This window comes from Paracoccus angustae (assembly GCF_042648745.1).
GTDB classification, from domain to species: domain Bacteria; phylum Pseudomonadota; class Alphaproteobacteria; order Rhodobacterales; family Rhodobacteraceae; genus Paracoccus; species Paracoccus angustae.
On the sequence record NZ_JBHRXY010000038.1, the window covers coordinates 1 to 20,675 of the forward strand.

Consider the following 20,675-nt stretch of genomic DNA (forward strand, 5'->3'; position numbering starts at 1 on the left):
CGCGTCAGCGCCGACTATCTGGACAGCCTGCATCTGGAACTGACCGGCTGCGATCCCGAGTGCAACGGCTTCAAGGCGCACAAGGCGCAGAAGAAAGCGGAAAAGGCCCGCTGCATGGAACGGCTGTTCAGCGATGCCGAGTATCAGAAGGCATGGCGTGTCGATGCGGAGGCAAAGGCTCGGATCGACGCTTGGGTGCCGGATTGCTTCTGATCTGAAAAATGCCGGGGGCGGATTGCTTGGTCCGTCCCCGGCCAGCCAACAGGGAGAGTTCCATCATGACCCAACATCCTACGGGCGATCAAGGTCCGACACCCGAACAGATTGAAGTCTTGCGGGCCTACCGCGACCGGCACGGCAGACGCTGGAAAAGCCGCCTGCTGGCCGAATGGCTATCCTCGACGGGCGGCGAAGGGCCGGAGCTTCGCCAGGTCCGCAACACCTTTGGCCCGTCCTGGCTGCTGAACTATCGCCTGCCCGACTGACATTCCCATTCCTTCAGCGACGAAGGTTCACTTGGCCCCGCCACGCGCGGGGCTTCTTTTTATGCCGCTGCGGGCTCAGGTTTCCCCTGGCCTGACACCGGCAGGCCGGCGCCAGGACAGGGGCGGCGCTCAGGCCGCGCCGGGCCGGCGCTGCGCGCCCGCCCTGTTCTCAACTCGGTTTCCGCCGCCAGTCTTCCGGGGGAATGAACGATCCGGCGAAGATCCCGGCTTTCTCGGCGCGGGCCTCTGCTTCGGCCCCTTCATAGTCCCGGCTGTAGCGGGTGTAGGCCACGGCCCATCCGTTGCGGACCACCCAATGATTGATGTCCTTGCCGCCCGCCTCACAGACGGACACCGCCCGGCCATAGCGATCCGTGTCCTGCACCTGGCACCGCACGGTCTGGCCGTCGAGAGCCGCAGCCAGTTTCTCGGTGGCATGACGGCCGCAGGGCCATTCCCTGCCCCTCCTGTCTTGGCACGTCTGGTTCTTTTCCACCGCGTCGATCCCGAACAGGCGAACCGACCTGCCATTCATGTCCAGCGAGTCTGCGTCGATGACGCGCACCGGCCCTGACAGGATCTCGCCTTGCGGGCGGAAAAGATCGCCAAGCAGCTTTTCCGCTTCCCTTGTCAGTTCATCCGCCATGCCTGCGAAGATCGCGCCAAGCAGAGCAACCCCGATCGCAGCACCGCGGCCAACCTGCTTTTGCCACCCCTTTGCCCGGCCCCGCCGCCGCTTCTTTCTGCCGTATTCGATCATCTTCAATGCTGTGGGTTCAATCTCTATGCGAGATCGGTTTTTGAGAAATCATCGCCCTTGTAGAGCAAGGGCACATGAAAGGCTTTGGCGCAGGCATAGGACAAAGCATCGCCCATGTTGAGTTGCGCCGGATGCCCGACCATCTTGCCATAGACTGACAGCGCCCGGATCGCCTCGGCCCCCATGCTGCCCGTGATGTGCATTTCCTTGGCCTCAAGCGCCTTCAGCAGCTCATCGACAAGATCAGCCGCGGCGGCAAAGTCCTCGGCTGTCGCCGGGCCTTTGCCGCGCCGCTCGACCCGCTTGCGCACAAGGGCAAGGGTCGCCTCCAGGCGCACAATGGGCGAATAGCGCAGGGTGCCGCGCGCGGCCTCCATCGCCTTCAGGAACGCAGGGCCATCTTCTTCCTGCAACAGCACGGCGGCAACAACGCTGGCGTCGAGAAACATCAGTCCTCGCCCCACTGTTCGTCCATGAATGCCTTGTCTGCCGCAATGTCGCTGCCACTGGACACAAAACCGGCCTCTGCCGCCCGGCGCTGTATCCGCGCAACCCGGTCCGTCAGGGTCTCCTTGGCAGCGAGAGCGTTCAACTGGTCGGACAAGGCGCGGCGAACAGCCTCCGTCTTGTTCGTCATGCCGGTGGCCGCAAGATACTGATCGACAAGCGTATCCACCGCAGGATCTTTAATGTAGAGGGGCATGGTATATCCTCGCTTTGAAGAGAGTATATCCTTTGGGGATATGAAGGCAACCTGTAATGGGATATACATCTCGGGTCTGTGTTCTGGAAAACCGGACCGCAGCCTGCCCAAACCTCCGTTCGTGCCGGTGGAAACAAGCCACAACTGATCGCGTTGATCCTTTGAAGATGCGGAGGACGACATGAGCAAGGAACAGACAAGCCGGGGCCGCGCCCAGGATCGCCGTCAGGTTGCAGCCGGACAGGATCACGAAGTCCGCTACGAGGCCGAGAAGATGGACGTGTCCAAGGACGAGGTGCGCGAGGCCGTGAAGTCCGAAGGCAACAGCCGCCAAAAGGTCGAGCGCAAGCTGTCCGAGGACTGAGACCATGGCGGGCCATGCAAGCGGGCTGCGCACGATCCGGCCGGTGTCCTATCAGGAGACGGACAGTCGGTTTCGCACCGTCAACAATGCCAACGGCATGGGCCGGGCGCTGATGGAACAATGCGATCCGGCCGATCCTGCCTATCGGCAGGCGGCCGGCTCTTGCATCGCCTTTGCCGAAGGCACCGTGACACCCGAACAGGTCAGGGCCGAGTTCATCCAGGCGCTGACCTCAGCCGGGGTGTTCGTCCGCGAATGATAGCAGCTCATGCCCCTGCGTCAGCGGTCGTGTCGCTGCTGGACGGCGCATTGCAAAGGCGAAGAGCCAGACGCGCTTCGAGCAGAACACCGTCGAGGTTGCCTTTTTCCGCCAGCTTCTCGATCTGGCGGAGATAGCCAACCACCTTGCGAACAACAGCCATCTTCCATTCCTTCCATTTCCGCTGTCTGGTCGGCCGCCATAAACCTCACCCAACACGAGCAGGCAATGACCGGAAATCTGGCAAGAATTATCTCAAACATTGTGAAAGCTGCACATGACGCCGCAGCCGCCTACATTGCCGATGCCACCAAGCCCGGTATCACTGAAAAGGAAGCACTAGCGTTCGAATGGGAGGCGAAACGGCTATACGCCTACGCTGAACTCGCAAGTGCAGGCTAGGTCAGGATCGGTGATGGGGTAGGATACAGCGCTGAACACCTTGTGGCCTGACCACGTGCGCTAGCCGGCTGATCCCGCCTCTCCTCACCGTCTCGAACAATTGAAGGCGGCCCGTTCTTTGGGACCGCGAAGCATAAGAAGGAGAGTGTGACATGGTATCAGCAACTACCGTGGTCGGGATAGATGTGTCCCGCGACTGGCTGGACGGGTTTTGTCTGCCTGGCCTGCAGAGGTTTCGTCTGGCCAACTCACCAGAAGGGCATGAGAGCCTGATCTTGATGATCAGACAGATGCCCGCTCCGATCCGGGTCGGCTTTGAAGCAACCGGCGGACAGGAATGGGCTGTGTGGACCGCGCTTGCCGACGCGGGGATCGATGCAAGACAGCTCCCTCCGGCCCAGATCAAGGCCTTTGCAAAGTCGCGGGGAACGCGGGCCAAGACCGATCGGATCGATGCGGAACTCATTGCCCGCTTCATGTTGTTCCGGCCGGACGCAGGGCGGACATTGCCGAATGATAACCTGCGTATTCTCAGAACCTTGACGACGCGGCGCGCTCAGATTGTGGACATGCGCAAGCGACTTGCGGCGCAGATCGCAGCCCGCAAGAAGCAAGGGGTCCCTGCGGATGTCGAGGGTCTCGATGATGCCCTCAAAGCGGTGCTGGATATTCAGATTGCTGCTCTCGACCAGCGTATCGAGAACGCCATCGCGTGGGAAGAAACGTCCGCTATCAAGGCAGGGCTCCTTCGTTCCATTCCGGGCATCGGCCCGGTTTCTGCAGCCATGCTGATTGCGGAAATGCCGGAGCTTGGTCGAATGACAGCAGGCGAGGCCTCAGCCATGGCAGGCTTGGCACCTGTGCCGCATGACAGCGGGGCTATGCGAGGCAGGCGGGCGATTGCCGGAGGACGGAGGTCGCTACGCCATGTCCTCTTCCAGGCCGCACTTGCAGCCGCATGTCACAACCCGGTGCTGAAGCCTGTCGCAAGGCGCCTGAAAGAAGGCGGCAAGCCGCACAAGGTTGTCATCATCGCCATTGCACGCAGGCTGATCACCATCGCAAATGCAATCCTCAAAACCGGCGAGACATGGAGGCATCAGACCAGCCGATAAACACAATTGCTAGCCAAAATCAGCCTCCTGCAAACCCGGAGCGGTTCAATCCATAGTCAGAGGTGGCTCACTTCTCGATGGAAATGCCGGCTCAGTTCTGGGTGGAAATCAACACCCCTGCAGAGCCAGGGCTTCGTTCGGACGAGGGCTGCTAGACAGGCTGGCGCTGGCGCACTTCCTTAAGGGCTCCGCTCGCCTTTGGCCCTGTTGCGGTTTGCATATGGTCGCTTGGGCGCAGTGCGCTCTGCAGACGGCGTTTAGGTTTCTCGGGCGTGTCCGGGGAACAAGGCGCGACTGCAGACCTCCCGCGCCGCTGCACGGGTGGATCGCGTGCAGCGGCTGAGCTACTGCAGAGCAGCTTGGTGGCGCTTTTCAGTGTACGCCACGAGCGGGGCCGCCGCGCCTAGCGCCTCGGCACTAGCGCCAGGCCGCCGACACCCGAGGCGAAGATCACGGCAAGGCCCAGCAGGGTCAGCGGTTCCGGCCAGTCGCCGAAGACGAAGAACCCGATCACGGTGGCGGCGATCAACTGGAAATAGATGAGGGGCGCCGAGACCGTCGCCGGCGTCGTCCGGTTCACGACCACCAGCAGATAGTTGCCGAAGGCAGAGGCAAGCGAACTGACGATCACAAGCACCCAGACCCGCAGGTCGGTGCTTGCCGGAATGCTGGCAAGGCCCGCAGGCAGCAGCAGCACCGCCCCGATCAGCAGTTGCGAGCCGAGCAGGAAGGGCGGCGGATAGAAGGCGGTCAGCCAGCGCGTCGCGGCAAGATACGAGCCGTAGAGCGTGCCGGCCAGCACCGCGAAAATCATGCCGGTCCCCATCTCGCCGCCGGGCCGGACGACCAGCAGCACGCCGGCAAATCCCAGCACCAGCATCACCGTGCGCGCCCAGGACACGCGCTCGCCCAGCAGCAGGGCCGACAGCACATAGGCCACGATCGGGCCGATGAAGAAGGCGCCGAAGACATTCGCGATGGGTTCGGTCCGAAGCGCGGTCAGGATCGAGGCGATGGCGCCGACGATCAGGGCCGCCCGCAGGATCAGCCGCCAGTCCAGCAGGCGCCCCAGGCCGGCCGGCCCCAGGCCCAGCATCCAGAACAGCAGCAGGGCCGCCAGCGCGAAGCGCGACCAGGCCACGAACAGCGGCTGCACCCCCGCCCCCGTCAGCAGCTTGCCGGCCGTGTCGCCGCAGACGATCGCCGTGGTGGCAAGGGCGACAAGGCCAAGAACCGTCAGGGGCGCAGGGGTGTGCATCAGCATTTCCTTCAGTCCGCATCGGCGCGCTATCCGGCAGCGCGCAAGGCCGGATCTGAACCCCCCGCATCCCCGGCTGATGCAAGCCTGCCAAGTCCCGCAGACGCAGGGCGGGGCGGCAGGCCCACGGGCAGCGACCTGAGTTTGCAGGCAGGTTTAGAACATTGCTCCGCCAGATACCCGGAAGAAAGGAAATGATGAAGCCTGCGCATCGGGACACGGCTATGAAGACGTGACATGCCGGGCCGCGCCCCGCCCGGTCCGCCGGTCGCGGCCGGATGGCAGCGGCGACCGGTATCCGGGGGCGTTGATGTAGAGTGGCAGGATAGGCTGGAGCCGCCGACAAGGGGGGCAACGGGCCGCGGATGGCCCGCGCCCGGTCGCCTCTGCCGCCTTGCCGCAGACCGGGCAGGACAGCCGTTCCGCCAAAGGCATGAAGGCACCGGACCGATCCCGCCGGGACCGGCGGCAGCCCTCAGGAACGGCGCGTGCCGCCGATTCCGGGGTTGAAGCGCGCCAAGGGATCGAGGCCCTCGTAGAAGGCGGTAAGCTGGGGCTTGGCGTGATAAAGATGGCCCACGTTGTGCTCGGCCGGGTATTCGGCACCCTCGGCGTCCAGCATCGCCAGCATGGCCTTCTTGAAGGCAGCGGGATCGGCGCCCTTCTTCAGCACGTAGCCCAGATGGAAGACGTGGTAAAGGAAATGGCCATAGGAAAGGGTCGCCGCCACCTGGTCCGCCCATTCCGGCGGCACCGGCTTGATCCAGTCGCGGTCGTTGCGCCGAAGCGCCACGTCCAACGCCACCAGGCCCCCGGTGCGGCGCCGGTTCCGCCTTTGAGGTCGGTCGGGGATCGCTGCGTCATGGTCGTGAGCTCCAGTCGGATCGGCGATGACAGGGCAGCCCGGACGCGGGGTGGTCCGGAATGCGGATGACGGGCGGGACCGGCCTCAGCCGCCGATCATGAGGACATGCAGGAATCCGGGGCCGTGCGCGCCCCGGACATAGCTGCCCTCGATGTCGGTGGTGCCACTGGGGCCGGTGATGAGGATGGCGTTGCGGGGCTGGGGCTGTCCCGCCATGCGCGCCGCATAGTCCTCGAGATGCGGCAGCAGGCTGCGTTCCTCGAGCACGACGATGTGGTGCAGCGGCAGGAAGGACAGCAGGATCGGCGCATCCGTCCCGGAGTGGATGACCAGCGACCCGGTCTCGGCGATGCCCCAGAGGGCAAGCCCCAGGGCGGCCGCCTGGTCAGGCGCGACGGTGTCATGGGTGTCTATGCCCGTCCAGTCCAGAGCGGCAAGCGCCGGGGCCGGCTGCAGCGCCAGCGCCGGCGGCAGGCCATGTGTGTCCAGATAGCGTTTGACAGCCAAGGGGATCGCCGCCCTGTCGGGCAGATGGTCGAAACTCGTCCCGAGGGCCGAGGCTTTCCGCACAAACTCCGCCGCCAGCACCGCTTCGACAGGCCGGGGGCGGACGCTTTCGGGCGCATCCAGCAGGGCAGCGGCCTCGGCGGCGATTGCCTCGGCGGGCGGAAGGGGCGCCGGTCGGGCGGCGCGGATGGCGGCAAGGATGCGGTCGCGCGCGCTCATTTCCGCGTCTCCCGCCCCGTCTGCCCGGCCCGCCCGGCCTTTCCGGCGCGATACTGTTCCATGAAGGTCCGCCCCGACGGGCGCGGCAGGTCGCGGTAGGCGGTCCAGCCGCCGGCCAGCGGCAGGCTGGCGATCCAGCCGCGCCGCCCGAACAGCCGCAGCGCCCGCACGCCGATGCGGCTGCCCAGGCGGTAAAGCCACGGCCGCCGCGCCGCCATGGCCCAGAGGCCAAGGGCCGCGCGGACGGACCGGGGCTCCAGCCGCTCGCGCCAACTTCGCGTGCGCCAGGCCCGCAGCAGCGTGGGCAGGGGGATCTCGACCGGGCAGACCTCGGCGCAGCGGCCGTTCATGGTGCAGGCATGGGGCAGGTCGCGGGATTGCGCGAGCCCGTCCAGAACCGGCGTCAGCACCGCGCCCATGGGACCGGGATAGGTCCCGCCATAGGCGTGCCCGCCGATCTGGCGATAGACCACGCAATGGTTCATGCAGGCCCCGCAGCGGATGCAGCGCAGCATGGGGCGGAACTCGTCCGCCAGCATCCGCGTGCGGCCGTTGTCCACCAGGACGATGTGCATCTCCTCGGGGCCGTCGGCGTCGCCGGGGCGTTTCGGGCCGCAGTGGAAGGTGGTGTACTGCGTCATCTCGCCACCCGTGGCCGACCGCACCAGCAGCCGCAGCAGCGCGAAGGCGTGGGCGGTGGATGGCACCAGCTTCTCGATCCCTGCCGTCACGATGTGGATGCGGGGCGGCGTGGTGGTCAGCTCGGCGTTGCCCTCGTTGGTGACGGTGCAGGTGGCGCCGGTGTCCGCGACCAGGAAGTTCGCCCCCGAGATGCCCACGTCCGCGCCCAGGAACTTGGCCCGCAACTCGCGCCGGGCGCTTTGCACCATGGTTGCCGGATCATCGGCGGCGGGCGGCGGATGATGGGCTTCCTTGAATAGGATGGCCACCTGCTCGCGGGTGCGGTGCATGGCGGGCCAGACGATATGCGACGGCCGTTCGCCCGCAAGCTGGATGATGTGCTCGGCCAGGTCCGTCTCGACCCGCTCGATCCCGGCGTCGGCCAGCGCATGCGGCAGGCCGATCTCTTCGCCCAGCATGGATTTCGCGCGGGTGACAAGCTTCGCGTCGGCCTCAAGGCAGATGCGGGTGATGATGGCGCGGGCCTCGGCGTCATCATTGGCCCAGTGGACGGTCGCGCCCGCGGCGGTGGCGTTCCGTTCGAACATCTCGAGATAGTGGTCGAGATGGGCGATGACATGGTCCTTGATGGCGCGGCCCCGTGCGCGGGCGGCCTGAAACTCGGGGAAGGCGGCGACCGCGACAGCGCGCTTGCGCTCGGCGTTGCCGGTGGTCCGGTCGATGGCGATCTTCAGGACCGCGTTCTTCAGTTCGGCGGCGGCGCGTTCCTTGAAGCCTTGCTGAGGCGCGTTCATGCTCAGCCCTCCTCGCCGATGGCGGGGCCGCCCGCGCGGCCCGCGACAACCTCGATGGTGTGGAAGCAGCGGGTCTTCGCGCCGCGCCGGTGCAGCTTGCCCGCCATGTTCATCAGGCAGCCGAGGTCGCCCGACAGCAGCAGGTCGGCCCCAGTGCGCTCGACCGCCTCGGCCTTTTCGGTGACGATGGCGTTCGAGATGGAGGAATATTTCACGCAGAAGGTGCCGCCGAAGCCGCAGCAGACGTCGTTGCCCTCAAGCCCCCGCATCTCAAGCCCCTCGACCGAGGCGAGAAGCGCGCGCGGCTGCTCGGCGATGCCGAGTTCGCGCAGGCCCGCGCAGCTGTCGTGATAGGTCGCCGTCGCGTCAAGACGGCGGCCCTGGGGGCGGTAGCCCATGACATCTGCCAGGAAGCTGGTGATCTCGTGGGTCCGGGCGGCAAAGTCGCGGGCGCGGGCGGCCCATTCCGGGTCGCCCGCCAGCAGTTCGGGATAGGCGTGCACCATCGTCCCGGCGCAGGACCCCGAGGGCAGCACGACATAGTCATAGCCCTCGAAGGCGACGATGGTCCGGCGCGCAAGGTCCGCCGCATCCTTGTCATCGCCGCTGTTCAATGCCGGCTGGCCGCAGCAGGTCTGGGCCTGCGGCACCTCGACCCGGCAGCCCGCTTCCTCCAGCAGCTGGATGGCCGCAAAGCCGATCACGGGCCGGATGGCATCGACAAGGCAGGTCACGAACAGGCCGACGCGCGGATTGGGCTTTGCGGACATTTCACCTACCTCAGCTTCGGACGGCGACGGGGTTGGACGCGCGCCCCCGGTTCCGCGACATGACAAGCAGCACGGCCGAACCCCAGATCACGGCGGCGATCCACCACATGTTGAATCCCCCGGCCAGCAGCGCAAGCCCGATGAACCCGCCCTGGACGATGTAGTAGGTCATCGGGATCAGGGTCATGCGGATGATCTCGCCTTCGCGGTTGACGAGGCCCACCGTAGCCGAGGCGGCGACCACGTTGTGCACGCAGATCATGTTGCCCGCGGCCCCCCCGATGGCCTGCAGCGCCACCACGGTGCCCGCGCCCGCCGCGCCCAGGCCGATCTGCTCGGCGGTCGAGAACTGGAACAGCGAGAACATCATGTTCGAGATCGTGTTCGATCCCGCCACAAAGGCGCCCATCGCCCCGATCAGCGGCGCGAACATCGGCCAGGCGTTGCCCACGGCCGCCGAGACGCCTTCGGCCAGCACGATGGGCATCGAGGCCATCGTGTCCGAGGCCGAGTTGATGAACACCTGCACCATCGGCACCGCCAGCAGCAGCGCGGGCGCGGCGGCGATCATGGTCGAACCCGAGGACCGCAGTGCCCGGCCATAGTCCCGCCCGCTCATCCCATGCAGGAAGAAGGTGAAGATCGACGCAAGGATCAGCACCGTGCCGGGCAGATACAGAACCTGCACCCGCGCGTTGATGCCCGAGCTGAACAGGTTGTCCAGCGCCAGCGTCACCTCGGGCGAGGTGAGCCATGCCTTGACCGGCCCGACCGCGCGGGTCAGCACCAAAAGCACCACGACCAGCAGATAGGGCGCCCATGCCTTCAGCAGCGGCATCACCGGACGGCTGGCGTGGTGATCCTCAAGGTCGTCCAGCTTGCCAACCCAGGCGTCGTCCCATTGGGTGCGGGGCGGGAAGTCGAAGACCTCCTTCGGCATCAGGAAGCCCGCCCGCGCCGCCGGAACGACGATCAGCAGGCCGATGATGCCACCCAGAAGCGACGGGAACTCCGGCCCTAGGATGTTGGCGATGATCCAGTAGGGGATGGTGAAGGCGAGGCCCGCGAACAGCGCGAATTTCCAGATGCGGAAGCCTTCGATGAACGAGCGGTTGGATCCGAAGAAGCGCGTCAGCATCCCGACCAGCATCAGCGGGATCAGGAAGCCCACGAGGCCGTGGATGGTGGCGACCTTGACGGCGATCTCCAGCAGATAGTCGCTGTACGCCATCGGCGCGATGGTCGACTCGACGATCTCCTGGCCGCCGAGGCCGGTGTTGACGCCGACGAGGATCGGCGTGCCGACCGCGCCAAAGGACACCGGCGTGCTTTGAATGATCAGCGTCACGAGAACCGCGGCCATGGCGGGAAAGCCGATCGCGACCAGCAGGGGCGCGGCGATGGCGGCGGGGGTGCCGAAACCCGACGCGCCCTCAATCAGCGAGCCGAACATCCAGGCGATGATGATGGCCTGCACGCGTCGGTCGGGCGAGATGCTGGTGAAGCCATTGCGGATGGACCGGATGCCGCCGCTTTCCTCCAGCGTGAACAGCAGCAGGATCGCGCCGAAGATGATGTAGAGCAGGCTGATCGCGGTGATGGCCCCGTTGGCGGTGGCCCCCAGAACCTTGTTCAGGTCGGTGCCCCAAACCAGAAGGGCCGTTGCCGCCGTAACCAGGTAGGCCACGAACATCGAAAGCTTGGCCGAGCGTTCCAGCACCACCAGCAGCAGGAACACCGTGGCGATGGGCAGCAGGGCCAGGATGAATATCAGGAAACCAGTCATCTTTCCTCCTCGGATCACGGGTACAGCCCCGCCGTCTAGTTGGTCCAGTGGTACCCGGCGCTACCTCCCGTGCCGGGCTTTCAGAAAACCGAGATACGGGCGCGCCCGGCTCAGTGCCGCTTCTTCGGCGGGATCAGGTCGGTGATCGTGCCCTCGAACATCTCGGCGGCGAAGTTGACCGTCTCGCTCAGCGTCGGGTGGGGGTGGATGGTATGGCCCAGGTCCACCGCGTCGGCGCCCATCTCGATCGCCAGCGCCACCTCGGCGATCAGGTCGCCCGCGTTCGGCCCGACGATGCACGCGCCGATCACCCGATCGTCGGCCTCGTCGAAGATGACCTTGGTGATGCCTTCCGACCGGCCCAAGGACAGCGACCGTCCCGAGGCCGCCCAGGGGAACACCCCCTTGCCGATCTTGCGGCCTTCGGCCCTGGCCTGTACCTCGGTCACGCCGACCCAGGCGACCTCGGGGTCGGTATAGGCGACCGAGGGGATCACGCGGGCGTCGAAATGGCGGTTTTGCCCCGCCGCGACCTCGGCCGCGACCTTGCCCTCGTGCACCGCCTTGTGCGCCAGCATCGGCTGACCCACGACGTCGCCGATGGCGAAGATGTGCGGCACGTTGGTGCGCAGCTGGCTGTCCACGGCGATGAAGCCGCGCTCATCGACTGCGACGCCCGCCGCCTCGGCCCCGATCAGCTTGCCGTTAGGGCGACGCCCGACCGCGACCAGAAGGCGGTCGAACGTGTCGGTCGTGGTCGCGCCCTTCTCGTCCTCGAAGGTGACGGTCAGGCCATCGTCGCCCGCCTTTACGTCCGTGACCCTGGTCTTCAGCAGGATGTTTTCATACCGTCCCTCGATGCGTTTGTGCAGGGGCTTGACGATGTCCTTGTCGGCGCCGGGGATGATCTGGTCCATCAGCTCGACAACCGTGATGTGGGTGCCGAGCGCGTCATAGACGCAGGCCATCTCCAGCCCGATGATGCCGCCGCCCAGCACCAGCATCCGTTCGGGGATGCCGTCCAGTTCCAGCGCGCCGGTGGAATCAATCACGCGGGGGTCGTCATGCGGGATGAAGGGCAGCGTCACGGGTTCCGACCCGGCGGCGATAATGCACTGGTCGAAGCTGACCGATGTTTTCGCCCCGTCCCGTTCGACCTCGATCATGTTCGGGCCGGTGAAGCGGCCGTAGCCCGTCACCACCTGCACCTTGCGGCCCTTGGCCAACCCGGACAGGCCGCCGGTCAGTTGCTTGACAACCGAGTCCTTCCAGCCGCGCAGCTTGTCGAGGTCCACCACGGGCGTGTCAAAGGCGATGCCGTGGCCGGCCATCTCTTCGGCCTCGGTGATGACCTTGGCGGCGTGCAGCAGCGCCTTGGAGGGAATGCAGCCGACGTTGAGGCAGACGCCACCGAGGGTCGGGTTACGCTCGATCAGCACGACCTTCTTGCCAAGATCTGCGGTCCGGAAGGCGGCGGTGTAGCCGCCGGGACCCGAGCCGAGCACCACGACCTCGGCATGGACGTCGCCCCGCGCGGACGCGGGAACCACCGCCGGGGCGGGCTGCGGCGCGGCCGGGGCGTCAGTCGGACCGCCGCGTCCGCCATGGCCGCTGTCGGTGTTGCGCGGCTCGACCTCGCCCGTGGCGGCGCCCGCAGCCTCCAACCTCAGGATCAGCGCGCCTTCCGACACCCTGTCGCCCGGCTTCACCGCAATTGCCGCGATCCGGCCGGCGGCGGGAGAGGGCACCTCCATCGTCGCCTTGTCGGACTCAAGCTCGATCAGCGGTTGTTCCTCGGCCACCTCATCGCCCACGGCCACGAGGATGCTGATGACCGGCACGTTCTTGAAATCGCCAATATCGGGAACCTTGACTTCCATGACGTCGCCCCTCCCTTACAGCATGATCCGGCGCACATCGCCGAGCAGGTGCCGCAGCGTCGCGGCGAAGCGGGCGGCCAGCGCCCCGTCCACCGCGCGATGGTCGTAGCTCAGCGACATCGGCAGCATGTTGCGCGCCACGAACTGCGCGCCGTCCCAGACGGGGGCCATCCGCGACCGGGTCAGGCCCAGGATCGCGACCTCGGGCGCGTTGACGATCGGCGTGAAGGACGTGCCGCCGATGCCCCCCAAGGACGAGATGGTGAAGGTCGCGCCCTGCATGTCCTGCGACTTCAGCTCGCCCGCGCGGGCCTTGGCGCTCAGCTCTCCCAGTTCCTTGGAGATCTCGATGATCCCCTTACGGTCGGCGTCCTTGATGACCGGCACGACCAGGCCGTTTGGCGTGTCGGCGGCAAAGCCGATGTTATAGTAGGACTTGCGGATCAGCTTGTCGCCGTCGGGATGGATCGACGAGTTGAACTCCCAGTGTTTCCGCAGGGCGGAGACGCTAGCCTTGATGACGAAGGACAAAAGCGTGACGCGGTACCCCTCCTTCTTCGCCTCGTCGTCCAGCTCCTTGCGGTAGCGGTCGATCTCGGTGATGTCGGCGTCCTCGTTGTGGGTGACGTGGGGGACGTTCAGCCATGACCGGTGCAGCGCGGGGCCGGACAGCTTCTTGATGCGCGGCATCTCGACGTCCTCGACGGGGCCGAACTTCGAGAAGTCCACCACCGGGATCGGCGGGATGCCGATGCCGCCCTGCGTGGGGGCCGCCGCCACGGGGGCGGCGCTGGCCTTCAGCGCGGCGGCCACGTCCTCGCGCAGGATGCGGCCCTTGCGGCCGCTGCCGTTGATCCTGCCGAGGTCGACCCCCAACTGGCGGGCGAAAGCGCGCACCGAGGGCGAGGCATGGGCCTTGCCGAAACCGCTGTCGGTGATAGCGCCCCCCGCCGGGGCCGCAGCAGACCCCGCCGCCGGGGCGGGCCGGTCCGGGATGTTCTGCTTGGGCGCGTCCTGCGCCGGGGCGCCAGCTGCCGTCACTCCTTCGGCCTCGACGGTCAGGATCAGCGCGCCTTCGGACACCCTGTCGCCCACGTTGACCGAAATCGCGGCGATCCGGCCTGCGACGGGGCTTGGCACCTCCATCGTCGCCTTGTCGGATTCGAGCTCGATCAGCGGGTCCTCGACGGCGATGCTGTCGCCGACATTCACGAGGATGCCGATGACCGGGACATCCTTGAAGTCGCCGATGTCGGGAACGTTCACTTCGATTGCCATGTGGTTCCTCCTCGTTCCCGATCAGACCAGCCGGGGGTTGGGCTTGCCGCCGTCGATGTCGTATCTGCTCAGTGCGTCCCGCAGCGTAGCCTCGTCGATCGCGCCCTCGCGGAACAGATCGACCATCGCCGCCGCCGCGATGTGGTTGGCGTCCACCTCGAAGAAGCGGCGCAGGTTCACGCGGCTGTCCGAGCGGCCAAAGCCGTCCGTCCCCAGCACCGTGTAGCGGCCCGGCACGAAGGCGCGGATCTGTTCGGCATAGTTCTTCATGTAGTCGGTGGCGGCGATGAACGGCCCCTTCGCCCCCGACAGCGCCTGCGTGACATAAGGCACGCGCGGCTCCTCGAGCGGGTTGAGACGGTTGAGCCGCGCCGCGTCCTGGCCGTCGCGCGCCAGTTCGTTGAAGCTGGTGGCCGACCAGATGTCGGCAGTGACGCCGAAATCGGCTTCCAGCATGTCGGCGGCCTTGATCGCCTGCACCAGGATGGTGCCCGAGCCCATCAGGTTCACGTGCCGCTCTGCCGGCTGGGCGGCCTCGCGGAAGCGGTAGAGGCCGCGGATGATGCCGTCCACGACGCCGTCGGGCATGTCGGGGTGGCTGTAGTTCTCGTTCATCAGGGTCAGGTAGAAATACACATCCTCCTGATCCTGGAACATCCGCGTGAGCCCGTGATGGACGATGACCGCCACCTCGTGCTGGAAGGTCGGGTCGTAGCTGATGCAGTTGGGGATGGTGCCGGCCAGGATGTGGCTGTGGCCGTCCTCGTGCTGCAGCCCCTCGCCGTTCAGGGTCGTGCGGCCCGCCGTGCCCCCCAGCATGAAGCCGCGGGCGCGGCTGTCGCCGGCGGCCCAGGCAAGATCGCCCACCCGCTGGAAGCCGAACATCGAATAGTAGATGAAGAAGGGGATCATCGGCACGCCGTGGTTGGAATAGGACGTGGCCGCCGCGATCCAGTCGGCCATGGCGCCGGCCTCGTTGATGCCTTCCTGCAGCACCTGTCCGTCCACCGACTCCCGGTAATAGGACATCTGCTCACGGTCCTCGGGCGTGTAGAGCTGCCCTTCGGGGTTGTAGATCCCGATCGAGCGGAACAGCCCCTCCATCCCGAAGGTGCGGCTTTCGTCCGGCACGATCGGCACGACATGCTTGCCCAGGTTCTTGTCGCGGATCAGCGTGGTCAGTATCCGCACGAACGCCATGGTGGTCGAGATCTCGCGCTCGCCTGTGCCGGTCAGCTGCGCCTTGAACGCCTCCAACGGGGGGATCTCCAGCTTCGGCGCCTGCGAGTTGCGCTTGGGGAAGTCCCCGCCAAGGGCCTTGCGGCGGTCGGCCAGATAGGCGTGCTGCGCGGTGTTCAGCGCGACGAACGGCGCATTGGGCAGATCCTCGTCCGAGACCGGGATCCTGAAGCGGTCGCGGAAGGCGCGCAACTGCTCCTCGGCCATCTTCTTCTGCTGGTGGGTGATGTTCTGGCCCTCGCCGGCCGAACCCATGCCATAGCCCTTGATGGTCTTGATCAGCAGGCAGGTCGGCTGGTTCTTCGTCTCGATGGCCTTGCGGAAGGCGGTGTAGACCTTTTCGGGGTCGTGGCCGCCGCGGTTCAGCGCCCAGATCTGGTCGTCGGTCCAGTCCTCGACCAGCGCCGCGGTTTCGGGATACTTGCCGAAGAAATGCTTGCGGATGTAGGCGCCGTCCTTCGACTTGAAGGTCTGGTAGTCGCCATCCACGGTCTCATCCATCAGTTGCCGCAGACGGCCGGTGGTGTCCCTCTCCAGCAGCTGGTCCCAGCCCTTGCCCCAGAGCAGCTTGATGACGTTCCAGCCGGCGCCCCGGAAATCGCCCTCCAGCTCCTGCACGATCTTGCCATTGCCGCGGACCGGCCCGTCCAGCCGCTGCAGGTTGCAGTTGATGACGAAGATCAGGTTGTCCAGCTTCTCGCGCGAGGCCAGATCGATGGCGCCGCGGCTTTCGGGCTCGTCCATCTCGCCGTCGCCGAGAAAGCACCAGACCTTGCGGTCGGCCATGTCGATCAGGCCCCGGTTGTGCATGTATTTCATGAACCGCGCCTGGTAGATCGCCATCAGCGGCCCGAGGCCCATCGAGACGGTCGGGAACTGCCAGTAATCCGGCATCAGCCAAGGATGCGGGTAGGAGGACAGCCCGTTTCCGCCCACTTCGGAACGGAAGTTCAGCATCTGCTCCTCGCTGATCCGGCCTTCCATGAAGGACCGCGCGTAGATGCCGGGGATCACATGGCCCTGGAAGAACACCAGGTCGCCGCCGTGGATCGGCGAGCGGGCGCGCCAGAAATGGTTCAGCCCGACGTCATACATCACCGCCGACGATGCGAACGAGGCGATGTGGCCCCCGTATTCGCTCGACTCCTTGTTGCGCCGCACCACCGTCGCCATCGCGTTCCAGCGGTTGATGGTACGAATGCGCCATTCCATCTCGAGGTCGCCCGGGAACTCGTACTGGTCATCGACCGGGATCGTGTTCTGATAGGGGGTCGTGGCCGAGAATGGCAGGGTCGCGCCGGCGGCGCGGGCCTGCTGCACCGCCTTGTCCAGCAGGTAATGGGCGCGGTTCGGACCATCCCGTTCGATGACGTCGGCAATCGCGTCCTGCCATTCCTGTGACTCGGTCGGGTCGATGTCGGGGATGTCGTCTCTCATCGTTGGCTTTCCCTTGGCTTGTGGACTGCCTGCGACTGGCGGGCGTCAGGGTTCTCGGGGCCGCAGGCGCGGCGGTGGCGGTGGCGGGATGATCCGGTTCAGCGTTCCAGGCACATGGCAACGCCCATGCCGCCCCCGATGCAAAGGGTGGCGAGGCCCTTGCGGGCGTCGCGCCGCACCATCTCGTGCAGCAGCGTGTTGAGGATGCGCGCCCCTGACGCGCCGATCGGGTGGCCGATGGCGATGGCGCCGCCGTTGACGTTCACGACCTCGGGGTTCCAGCCCATGTCGCGGTTAACCGCGCAGGCCTGGGCGGCGAAGGCCTCGTTCGCCTCCACCAGGTCGAGGTCCGCGGCCTTCCAGCCGGCCTTTTCCAGCGCCTTGCGGCTGGCGGGAATCGGGCCGGTGCCCATGATCGCGGGATCGAGGCCGGCCGTCGCATAGGAGGCGATGCGGGCCAGCGGCGTCAGGCCGCGACGGCCTGCCTCGTCCTCGGACATCACCATCACCACTGCGGCGCCGTCGTTCAGCCCCGAGGCGTTGCCCGCCGTCACCGTGCCGTTGCTGGTGAAGGCAGGGCGCAGCTTCTGCATCATCTCCAGCGTCGCGCCGTGGCGGATGAACTCGTCCTCCTCGACCACGACCTCGCCCTTGCGAGTCTTGACCGTGAACGGGACGATCTCGTCGCGGAAGCGCCCTTCCTTCTGCGCCGCCTCCGCCTTGTTCTGGCTGGCGACGGCAAACTCGTCCTGCTGGTCGCGGCTCACCTGCCACTGCTGCGCCACGTTCTCGGCGGTCTGGCCCATGTGGTAGCCGTGGAAGGCGTCCCACAGCCCGTCACGAATCATCGTGTCAACGATCTGCGTGTCGCTCATCTTCTTGCCGGCGCGCAGGTAGGTGGCGTGTGGCGCAAGCGACATCGACTCCTGTCCGCCCGCCAGGACGATACCGGCGTCGCCGAGCTGAACCTGCTGGGCTGCGAGGGCCACCGTGCGCAAGCCCGAGCCGCAGACCTGATTGATGCTCCAGGCTGCCGATTCCTGCGGCAGACCGGCGTGAATATGCGCCTGTCGTGCCGGGTTCTGGCCTTGGCCTGCGGTCAGGACCTGACCAAGTATCGTCTCGCTGACCTCTGCCGGGTCCACGCCGGCGCGTTCCACCATCGCCTTCAGGACAGCCGCGCCAAGGTCGTGCGCGGGCGTGTTGGCGAAGGATCCCATGAAGCTGCCGACTGGGGTCCTTGCAGCAGAGACGATCACGGCCTTGCTCATTCCTGGGATCCTTCTGCACGAGATGCGGGCTTCTCCCAACCTGCGCGGACAACCGTCCCGCGGAAAGCATTTTTTTACTGGTCTGTTTTCTTGCTCTCTGCGCCTCCCGCGCTCCCGCTGCTGCTCTCCATCGCCGCAGAGGGAGCAGGGCCCCGTGACGCGCCGTCGCCGGCTGCTCGCGGGAGCTTGTCGCCCGGAGAGGTAAACGTAGTTTACCACTATACAGCAGCAGAAATTTTGTTTACCAGTGTTGAGGCCTATGTGGGCCGGCAAGGTGTCCAGAGCAGGAGGCAGAGGTTGACGAGGCTGACGACAGGAGCCTTTCGCACCCGAACCGCCTCGCGCCCCGCATGGGGAGGGGCGAGGCGATGATCGCAGCGGATGTTTTCGAGCCGATCAATCACGAGTCAGTCGTGCAGGTGGTCGTCGACAAGATCGAGACGATGATCGTGGATGGCGTTCTGAAGGGGGGCGCACGCCTTCCATCGGAGCGGGAGATGGCCGAGGTCTTTCGCGTCTCGCGGCCCAAGCTGCGCGAGGCCATCGAGGTTCTCGAGAGCAGGAACCTGGTCACGGTCCGGCACGGTGACGGGACCTATGTCGCCCAACTGACGGGCAGGGCGATGTCTCCGGCCATGCTGGCGCTCTACGCCCGCCACGGAGAGGCGTTCTACGACTATCTCGAGTACCGCCGCGAACAGGAGGCCTTCGCGGCCCGCCTCGCCGCGGGGCGGGCAACGGCCGCCGACAAGGAGCGCCTTGCCGCCATACGCGAGGACCTGCAGGCGGCCTGGGCGGCGGGCGACGCTGAGGCCGAGCAGGACGCGGATTTCCGCCTCCACAGCGCGGTCGTGGACGCCAGCCACAACACGACGCTGATCCACATGATGGCCTCGGTCTTCGACCTAACCAGGCGGGGCATCTTCTACAACCGCGACCTGCTGCGCAGCATCGACGGCACCGGCCGCAAGCTGCTGGACCAGCACCTCGGAATCATCGCGGCGATCGAGGCGGGCGACGCCGCCCTGGCCGACAAGGCTGCCCGCGATCACCTGGATTTCGTCGAGCAGTCGATCCGCCTTGGCCGGGAACTGCAACGCCGCGAACGCCGTGCCCGGATGCGGCTCAACTCGGCGGAGTAACGGGAGGGGAGCGGCATGTCCTGCAGCGCAATCAGCTCGGCGATGGCGTCGAGGTCGAAGCCGAGCTGGCGCGCATGGGCGTTGTTGCAGAACTCTCCCCGTGAAGGATTCACCTGGTGAATCCATGCGGTTAGACGGGCAGCATGAGCAAGCCCAAGCCCGCCCGCTACCGCACCACCAACTGGTCTGCCTACAACGCTGCGCTCAGGAAGCGCGGGTCACTGCTGATCTGACTGGACAAGGAGATGGACTGGCACGCGCCGCATGAGGGCCGTGCGGGGCGCCCGCCGGTCTTCTCGAACACGGCGATCCAGTTCTGCCTGTCGATCAAGGTGCTGTTCAAGCTGCCGCTCAGGCAGACCGCCGGGATGGTCGCGAGCCTCCTGCGCCTGGCCGGGCTGGACTGGCCCGTTCCGGACTACTCGACGCTGTGCCGCAGACAGAAGACCCTGAAGGTGCAGATCCCTTATCGCCGTGCTGGCGGGCCGCTGAACCTGCTGGTGGACAGCACCGGCATCAAGTTCTTGGGCGATGGGGAATGGCAGGCCCGCAAGCATGGTGTTCAGGGCCGCCGTCAATGGCGCAAGGTGCATCTGGCCATGGACACCGCCACCTCGGACATTCGCGCGGTGGAATTCACCCCCAGCCGGGAGGGCGACAGCCCCGTCCTGCCGGACCTGCTTGGCCAGATCCCGCAGGACGAGGACATCGGCACCGTGACCGCGGACGGCGCCTACGATAAAGGGATCAAGCTTCGGCCGCCTGACCTCGGCCGTCCGCCGGTAGCTCGGCGGCACCGAGAACGTCATCATCTTCGCAACCGTATCACGGGAGATGTTGAAGGCCTTCGCCGCCTGACGCTGGCTCATGCCCGCCGCGCAGGCCTGTCGAACCCTGAGATATAGTTCCACGCTGAAAATCCTCCCGCCCTCCCTGCTGTCGCAGAAAGGGAAAAGGTGGACGACTTTTACGCCGCCCGCAGCAGCTCCATGCCGCCGCTTCCGTGGTCTAATTTCTCACCGCCGTTCTCAGTCGGGACCGCGATCCTAACGGAACTGCGGCTCTAAAGAGCCGTCGACCGCCCGCCATCAGGTGGGCGTCAGCTTGAAACCGCGGTTCTCAGACGACGTTCGCCACCGGACCATCGGCGCAGAAGTCGCTGTCCTGATTGATCACGCGCTGCAGGATGGTACCGATGCCGCGTGCCCGCGCGACGATCGTCCACTCCGATCCACGGCGGCGTGGATTCGGCGTGATCAAGGTTCCAAGCCGTGTCGCGCCTTCGCGGTTCATCATGACCGTCATGACCTGGCTCAGCGGGCGCTGCGGCTTGTCGTCGCTTGACCTGGGTAAGCCCGCCCGAAATATCGCTCTCGGTCTTTCGGTTTTGCGAGGGCATCGGACAGCTTCAAGGCTCAGCATCTGTTAATTTCCACCCAGAAGTGACCCAGGTTTTCCATCGAGAACTGACCCACCTTTGATTATGGTTTTTGGGTCAT

Annotated in this window: 21 protein-coding genes and 3 pseudogenes; 8 read left to right on the forward strand and 16 right to left on the reverse strand. The window is 66.1% G+C overall.

Annotation, left to right across the window (positions count from 1 at the left end):
• Together ACFOM8_RS19850 and ACFOM8_RS19855 are read left to right on the forward strand one after the other, a co-directional pair.
• Positions 1–213, forward strand: a pseudogene (locus ACFOM8_RS19850) (hypothetical protein); the annotation flags it as partial.
• A 65-nt stretch (positions 214–278) separates the two neighbouring features.
• Complete coding sequence (locus ACFOM8_RS19855) at positions 279–485, forward strand: hypothetical protein (RefSeq protein ID WP_377764000.1); 207 nt, start codon at positions 279–281, stop codon at positions 483–485.
• 169 nt (positions 486–654) lie between these two features.
• Here ACFOM8_RS19855 and ACFOM8_RS19860 read toward each other — a convergent pair whose 3' ends face one another.
• The 3 genes from ACFOM8_RS19860 to ACFOM8_RS19870 form a co-directional block, all read right to left on the reverse strand.
• Entirely contained in the window at positions 655–1,131 is a 477-nt protein-coding gene (locus tag ACFOM8_RS19860) for a thermonuclease family protein (protein WP_377764002.1), read from the reverse strand.
• A gap of 137 nt (positions 1,132–1,268) precedes the next feature.
• The gene (locus ACFOM8_RS19865) at positions 1,269–1,694 is read right to left on the reverse strand and encodes a type II toxin-antitoxin system VapC family toxin (protein WP_377764003.1); all 426 of its coding nucleotides are present in this window, start codon (positions 1,692–1,694) and stop codon (positions 1,269–1,271) included.
• Positions 1,694–1,948 carry a type II toxin-antitoxin system VapB family antitoxin gene (locus ACFOM8_RS19870; protein ID WP_090757601.1) on the reverse strand — a complete coding sequence of 85 codons (255 nt, stop codon included), beginning with the start codon at positions 1,946–1,948 and terminating at the stop codon, positions 1,694–1,696. Before ACFOM8_RS19870 ends, ACFOM8_RS19865 begins: the two co-directional genes overlap by 1 nt.
• A gap of 181 nt (positions 1,949–2,129) precedes the next feature.
• On the opposite strand from ACFOM8_RS19870, the gene ACFOM8_RS19875 reads away from it, so the two are divergent.
• Both ACFOM8_RS19875 and ACFOM8_RS19880 read left to right on the forward strand, forming a co-directional pair.
• Positions 2,130–2,312 (forward strand): DUF3606 domain-containing protein, encoded by a 183-nt coding sequence (locus ACFOM8_RS19875; RefSeq protein ID WP_377764005.1) that lies wholly within the window; start codon positions 2,130–2,132, stop codon positions 2,310–2,312.
• Between the two features lie 4 nt (positions 2,313–2,316).
• A complete protein-coding gene (locus tag ACFOM8_RS19880) occupies positions 2,317–2,571 on the forward strand; it encodes a hypothetical protein (RefSeq protein ID WP_377764007.1) in 255 nt (84 codons plus the stop codon).
• Positions 2,572–2,578: 7 nt separating this feature from the next.
• On the opposite strand, the gene ACFOM8_RS19885 is transcribed toward ACFOM8_RS19880, so the two are convergent.
• Positions 2,579–2,734, reverse strand: coding sequence for a hypothetical protein (locus ACFOM8_RS19885; RefSeq protein WP_377764008.1), 156 nt, complete (start codon positions 2,732–2,734; stop codon positions 2,579–2,581).
• 65 nt (positions 2,735–2,799) lie between these two features.
• Between ACFOM8_RS19885 and ACFOM8_RS19890 the strand changes: the two genes are divergently transcribed.
• A complete protein-coding gene (locus ACFOM8_RS19890) occupies positions 2,800–2,973 on the forward strand; it encodes a hypothetical protein (RefSeq protein ID WP_377764009.1) in 174 nt (57 codons plus the stop codon).
• A gap of 152 nt (positions 2,974–3,125) precedes the next feature.
• A complete protein-coding gene (locus ACFOM8_RS19895; protein ID WP_377764011.1) occupies positions 3,126–4,088 on the forward strand; it encodes an IS110 family transposase in 963 nt (320 codons plus the stop codon).
• A 403-nt stretch (positions 4,089–4,491) separates the two neighbouring features.
• Here ACFOM8_RS19895 and ACFOM8_RS19900 read toward each other — a convergent pair whose 3' ends face one another.
• The 10 genes from ACFOM8_RS19900 to ACFOM8_RS19945 all read right to left on the reverse strand — a co-directional run bounded on the left by ACFOM8_RS19900 (position 4,492) and on the right by ACFOM8_RS19945 (position 18,034).
• On the reverse strand, positions 4,492–5,346 hold the full coding sequence (locus tag ACFOM8_RS19900; protein ID WP_377764013.1) for a DMT family transporter: 855 nt from the start codon (positions 5,344–5,346) through the stop codon (positions 4,492–4,494).
• Between the two features lie 475 nt (positions 5,347–5,821).
• The gene (locus ACFOM8_RS19905) at positions 5,822–6,238 is read right to left on the reverse strand and encodes a hypothetical protein (protein WP_377764030.1); all 417 of its coding nucleotides are present in this window, start codon (positions 6,236–6,238) and stop codon (positions 5,822–5,824) included.
• A 57-nt stretch (positions 6,239–6,295) separates the two neighbouring features.
• Complete coding sequence (locus ACFOM8_RS19910; protein ID WP_377764014.1) at positions 6,296–6,937, reverse strand: LutC/YkgG family protein; 642 nt, start codon at positions 6,935–6,937, stop codon at positions 6,296–6,298.
• Positions 6,934–8,373 carry a lactate utilization protein B gene (locus ACFOM8_RS19915; protein ID WP_377764016.1) on the reverse strand — a complete coding sequence of 480 codons (1,440 nt, stop codon included), beginning with the start codon at positions 8,371–8,373 and terminating at the stop codon, positions 6,934–6,936. The genes ACFOM8_RS19910 and ACFOM8_RS19915 overlap by 4 nt, the downstream gene beginning before the upstream one ends.
• Before the next feature lie 2 nt (positions 8,374–8,375).
• Entirely contained in the window at positions 8,376–9,143 is a 768-nt protein-coding gene (locus tag ACFOM8_RS19920) for a (Fe-S)-binding protein (RefSeq protein ID WP_377764017.1), read from the reverse strand.
• A gap of 10 nt (positions 9,144–9,153) precedes the next feature.
• Positions 9,154–10,929, reverse strand: coding sequence for an L-lactate permease (locus ACFOM8_RS19925; protein ID WP_377764019.1), 1,776 nt, complete (start codon positions 10,927–10,929; stop codon positions 9,154–9,156).
• A gap of 110 nt (positions 10,930–11,039) precedes the next feature.
• Complete coding sequence (lpdA, locus tag ACFOM8_RS19930) at positions 11,040–12,809, reverse strand: dihydrolipoyl dehydrogenase (protein ID WP_377764021.1); 1,770 nt, start codon at positions 12,807–12,809, stop codon at positions 11,040–11,042.
• Positions 12,810–12,824: 15 nt separating this feature from the next.
• Entirely contained in the window at positions 12,825–14,087 is a 1,263-nt protein-coding gene (locus tag ACFOM8_RS19935; RefSeq protein ID WP_377764022.1) for a 2-oxo acid dehydrogenase subunit E2, read from the reverse strand.
• 21 nt (positions 14,088–14,108) lie between these two features.
• Positions 14,109–16,763, reverse strand: coding sequence for a pyruvate dehydrogenase (acetyl-transferring), homodimeric type (gene aceE, locus ACFOM8_RS19940; RefSeq protein WP_377764023.1), 2,655 nt, complete (start codon positions 16,761–16,763; stop codon positions 14,109–14,111).
• A gap of 98 nt (positions 16,764–16,861) precedes the next feature.
• Complete coding sequence (locus tag ACFOM8_RS19945; RefSeq protein WP_377764025.1) at positions 16,862–18,034, reverse strand: acetyl-CoA C-acetyltransferase; 1,173 nt, start codon at positions 18,032–18,034, stop codon at positions 16,862–16,864.
• A 368-nt stretch (positions 18,035–18,402) separates the two neighbouring features.
• Between ACFOM8_RS19945 and ACFOM8_RS19950 the strand changes: the two genes are divergently transcribed.
• Positions 18,403–19,176, forward strand: a complete 774-nt coding sequence (locus ACFOM8_RS19950) for a FadR/GntR family transcriptional regulator (RefSeq protein ID WP_377764027.1) — start codon at positions 18,403–18,405, stop codon at positions 19,174–19,176.
• A 143-nt stretch (positions 19,177–19,319) separates the two neighbouring features.
• Positions 19,320–19,949: pseudogene (locus ACFOM8_RS19955) on the forward strand (IS5 family transposase); the annotation flags it as partial.
• Here ACFOM8_RS19955 and ACFOM8_RS23135 read toward each other — a convergent pair.
• Positions 19,896–20,087: pseudogene (locus tag ACFOM8_RS23135) on the reverse strand (helix-turn-helix domain-containing protein); the annotation flags it as partial. The pseudogenes ACFOM8_RS19955 and ACFOM8_RS23135 sit on opposite strands and share 54 nt — an antisense overlap.
• Before the next feature lie 208 nt (positions 20,088–20,295).
• A complete protein-coding gene (locus tag ACFOM8_RS19960) occupies positions 20,296–20,472 on the reverse strand; it encodes a hypothetical protein (protein ID WP_377764028.1) in 177 nt (58 codons plus the stop codon).
• Positions 20,473–20,675: the final 203 nt, after the last annotated feature.

Bases quoted from the DNA above. Each gene is read 5' to 3' on its own strand.
- ACFOM8_RS19855 (WP_377764000.1), top strand. From the start codon at position 279: ATGACCCAACATCCTACGGGCGATCAAGGTCCGACACCCGAACAGATT.
- ACFOM8_RS19860 (WP_377764002.1), bottom strand. From the start codon at position 1,131: ATGGCGGATGAACTGACAAGGGAAGCGGAAAAGCTGCTTGGCGATCTT.
- ACFOM8_RS19865 (WP_377764003.1), bottom strand. From the start codon at position 1,694: ATGTTTCTCGACGCCAGCGTTGTTGCCGCCGTGCTGTTGCAGGAAGAA.
- ACFOM8_RS19870 (WP_090757601.1), bottom strand. From the start codon at position 1,948: ATGCCCCTCTACATTAAAGATCCTGCGGTGGATACGCTTGTCGATCAG.
- ACFOM8_RS19875 (WP_377764005.1), top strand. From the start codon at position 2,130: ATGAGCAAGGAACAGACAAGCCGGGGCCGCGCCCAGGATCGCCGTCAG.
- ACFOM8_RS19880 (WP_377764007.1), top strand. From the start codon at position 2,317: ATGGCGGGCCATGCAAGCGGGCTGCGCACGATCCGGCCGGTGTCCTAT.
- ACFOM8_RS19885 (WP_377764008.1), bottom strand. From the start codon at position 2,734: ATGGCTGTTGTTCGCAAGGTGGTTGGCTATCTCCGCCAGATCGAGAAG.
- ACFOM8_RS19890 (WP_377764009.1), top strand. From the start codon at position 2,800: ATGACCGGAAATCTGGCAAGAATTATCTCAAACATTGTGAAAGCTGCA.
- ACFOM8_RS19895 (WP_377764011.1), top strand. From the start codon at position 3,126: ATGGTATCAGCAACTACCGTGGTCGGGATAGATGTGTCCCGCGACTGG.
- ACFOM8_RS19900 (WP_377764013.1), bottom strand. From the start codon at position 5,346: ATGCACACCCCTGCGCCCCTGACGGTTCTTGGCCTTGTCGCCCTTGCC.
- ACFOM8_RS19910 (WP_377764014.1), bottom strand. From the start codon at position 6,937: ATGAGCGCGCGCGACCGCATCCTTGCCGCCATCCGCGCCGCCCGACCG.
- ACFOM8_RS19915 (WP_377764016.1), bottom strand. From the start codon at position 8,373: ATGAACGCGCCTCAGCAAGGCTTCAAGGAACGCGCCGCCGCCGAACTG.
- ACFOM8_RS19920 (WP_377764017.1), bottom strand. From the start codon at position 9,143: ATGTCCGCAAAGCCCAATCCGCGCGTCGGCCTGTTCGTGACCTGCCTT.
- ACFOM8_RS19925 (WP_377764019.1), bottom strand. From the start codon at position 10,929: ATGACTGGTTTCCTGATATTCATCCTGGCCCTGCTGCCCATCGCCACG.
- lpdA (WP_377764021.1), bottom strand. From the start codon at position 12,809: ATGGAAGTCAAGGTTCCCGATATTGGCGATTTCAAGAACGTGCCGGTC.
- ACFOM8_RS19935 (WP_377764022.1), bottom strand. From the start codon at position 14,087: ATGGCAATCGAAGTGAACGTTCCCGACATCGGCGACTTCAAGGATGTC.
- aceE (WP_377764023.1), bottom strand. From the start codon at position 16,763: ATGAGAGACGACATCCCCGACATCGACCCGACCGAGTCACAGGAATGG.
- ACFOM8_RS19945 (WP_377764025.1), bottom strand. From the start codon at position 18,034: ATGAGCAAGGCCGTGATCGTCTCTGCTGCAAGGACCCCAGTCGGCAGC.
- ACFOM8_RS19950 (WP_377764027.1), top strand. From the start codon at position 18,403: ATGATCGCAGCGGATGTTTTCGAGCCGATCAATCACGAGTCAGTCGTG.
- ACFOM8_RS19960 (WP_377764028.1), bottom strand. From the start codon at position 20,472: ATGATGAACCGCGAAGGCGCGACACGGCTTGGAACCTTGATCACGCCG.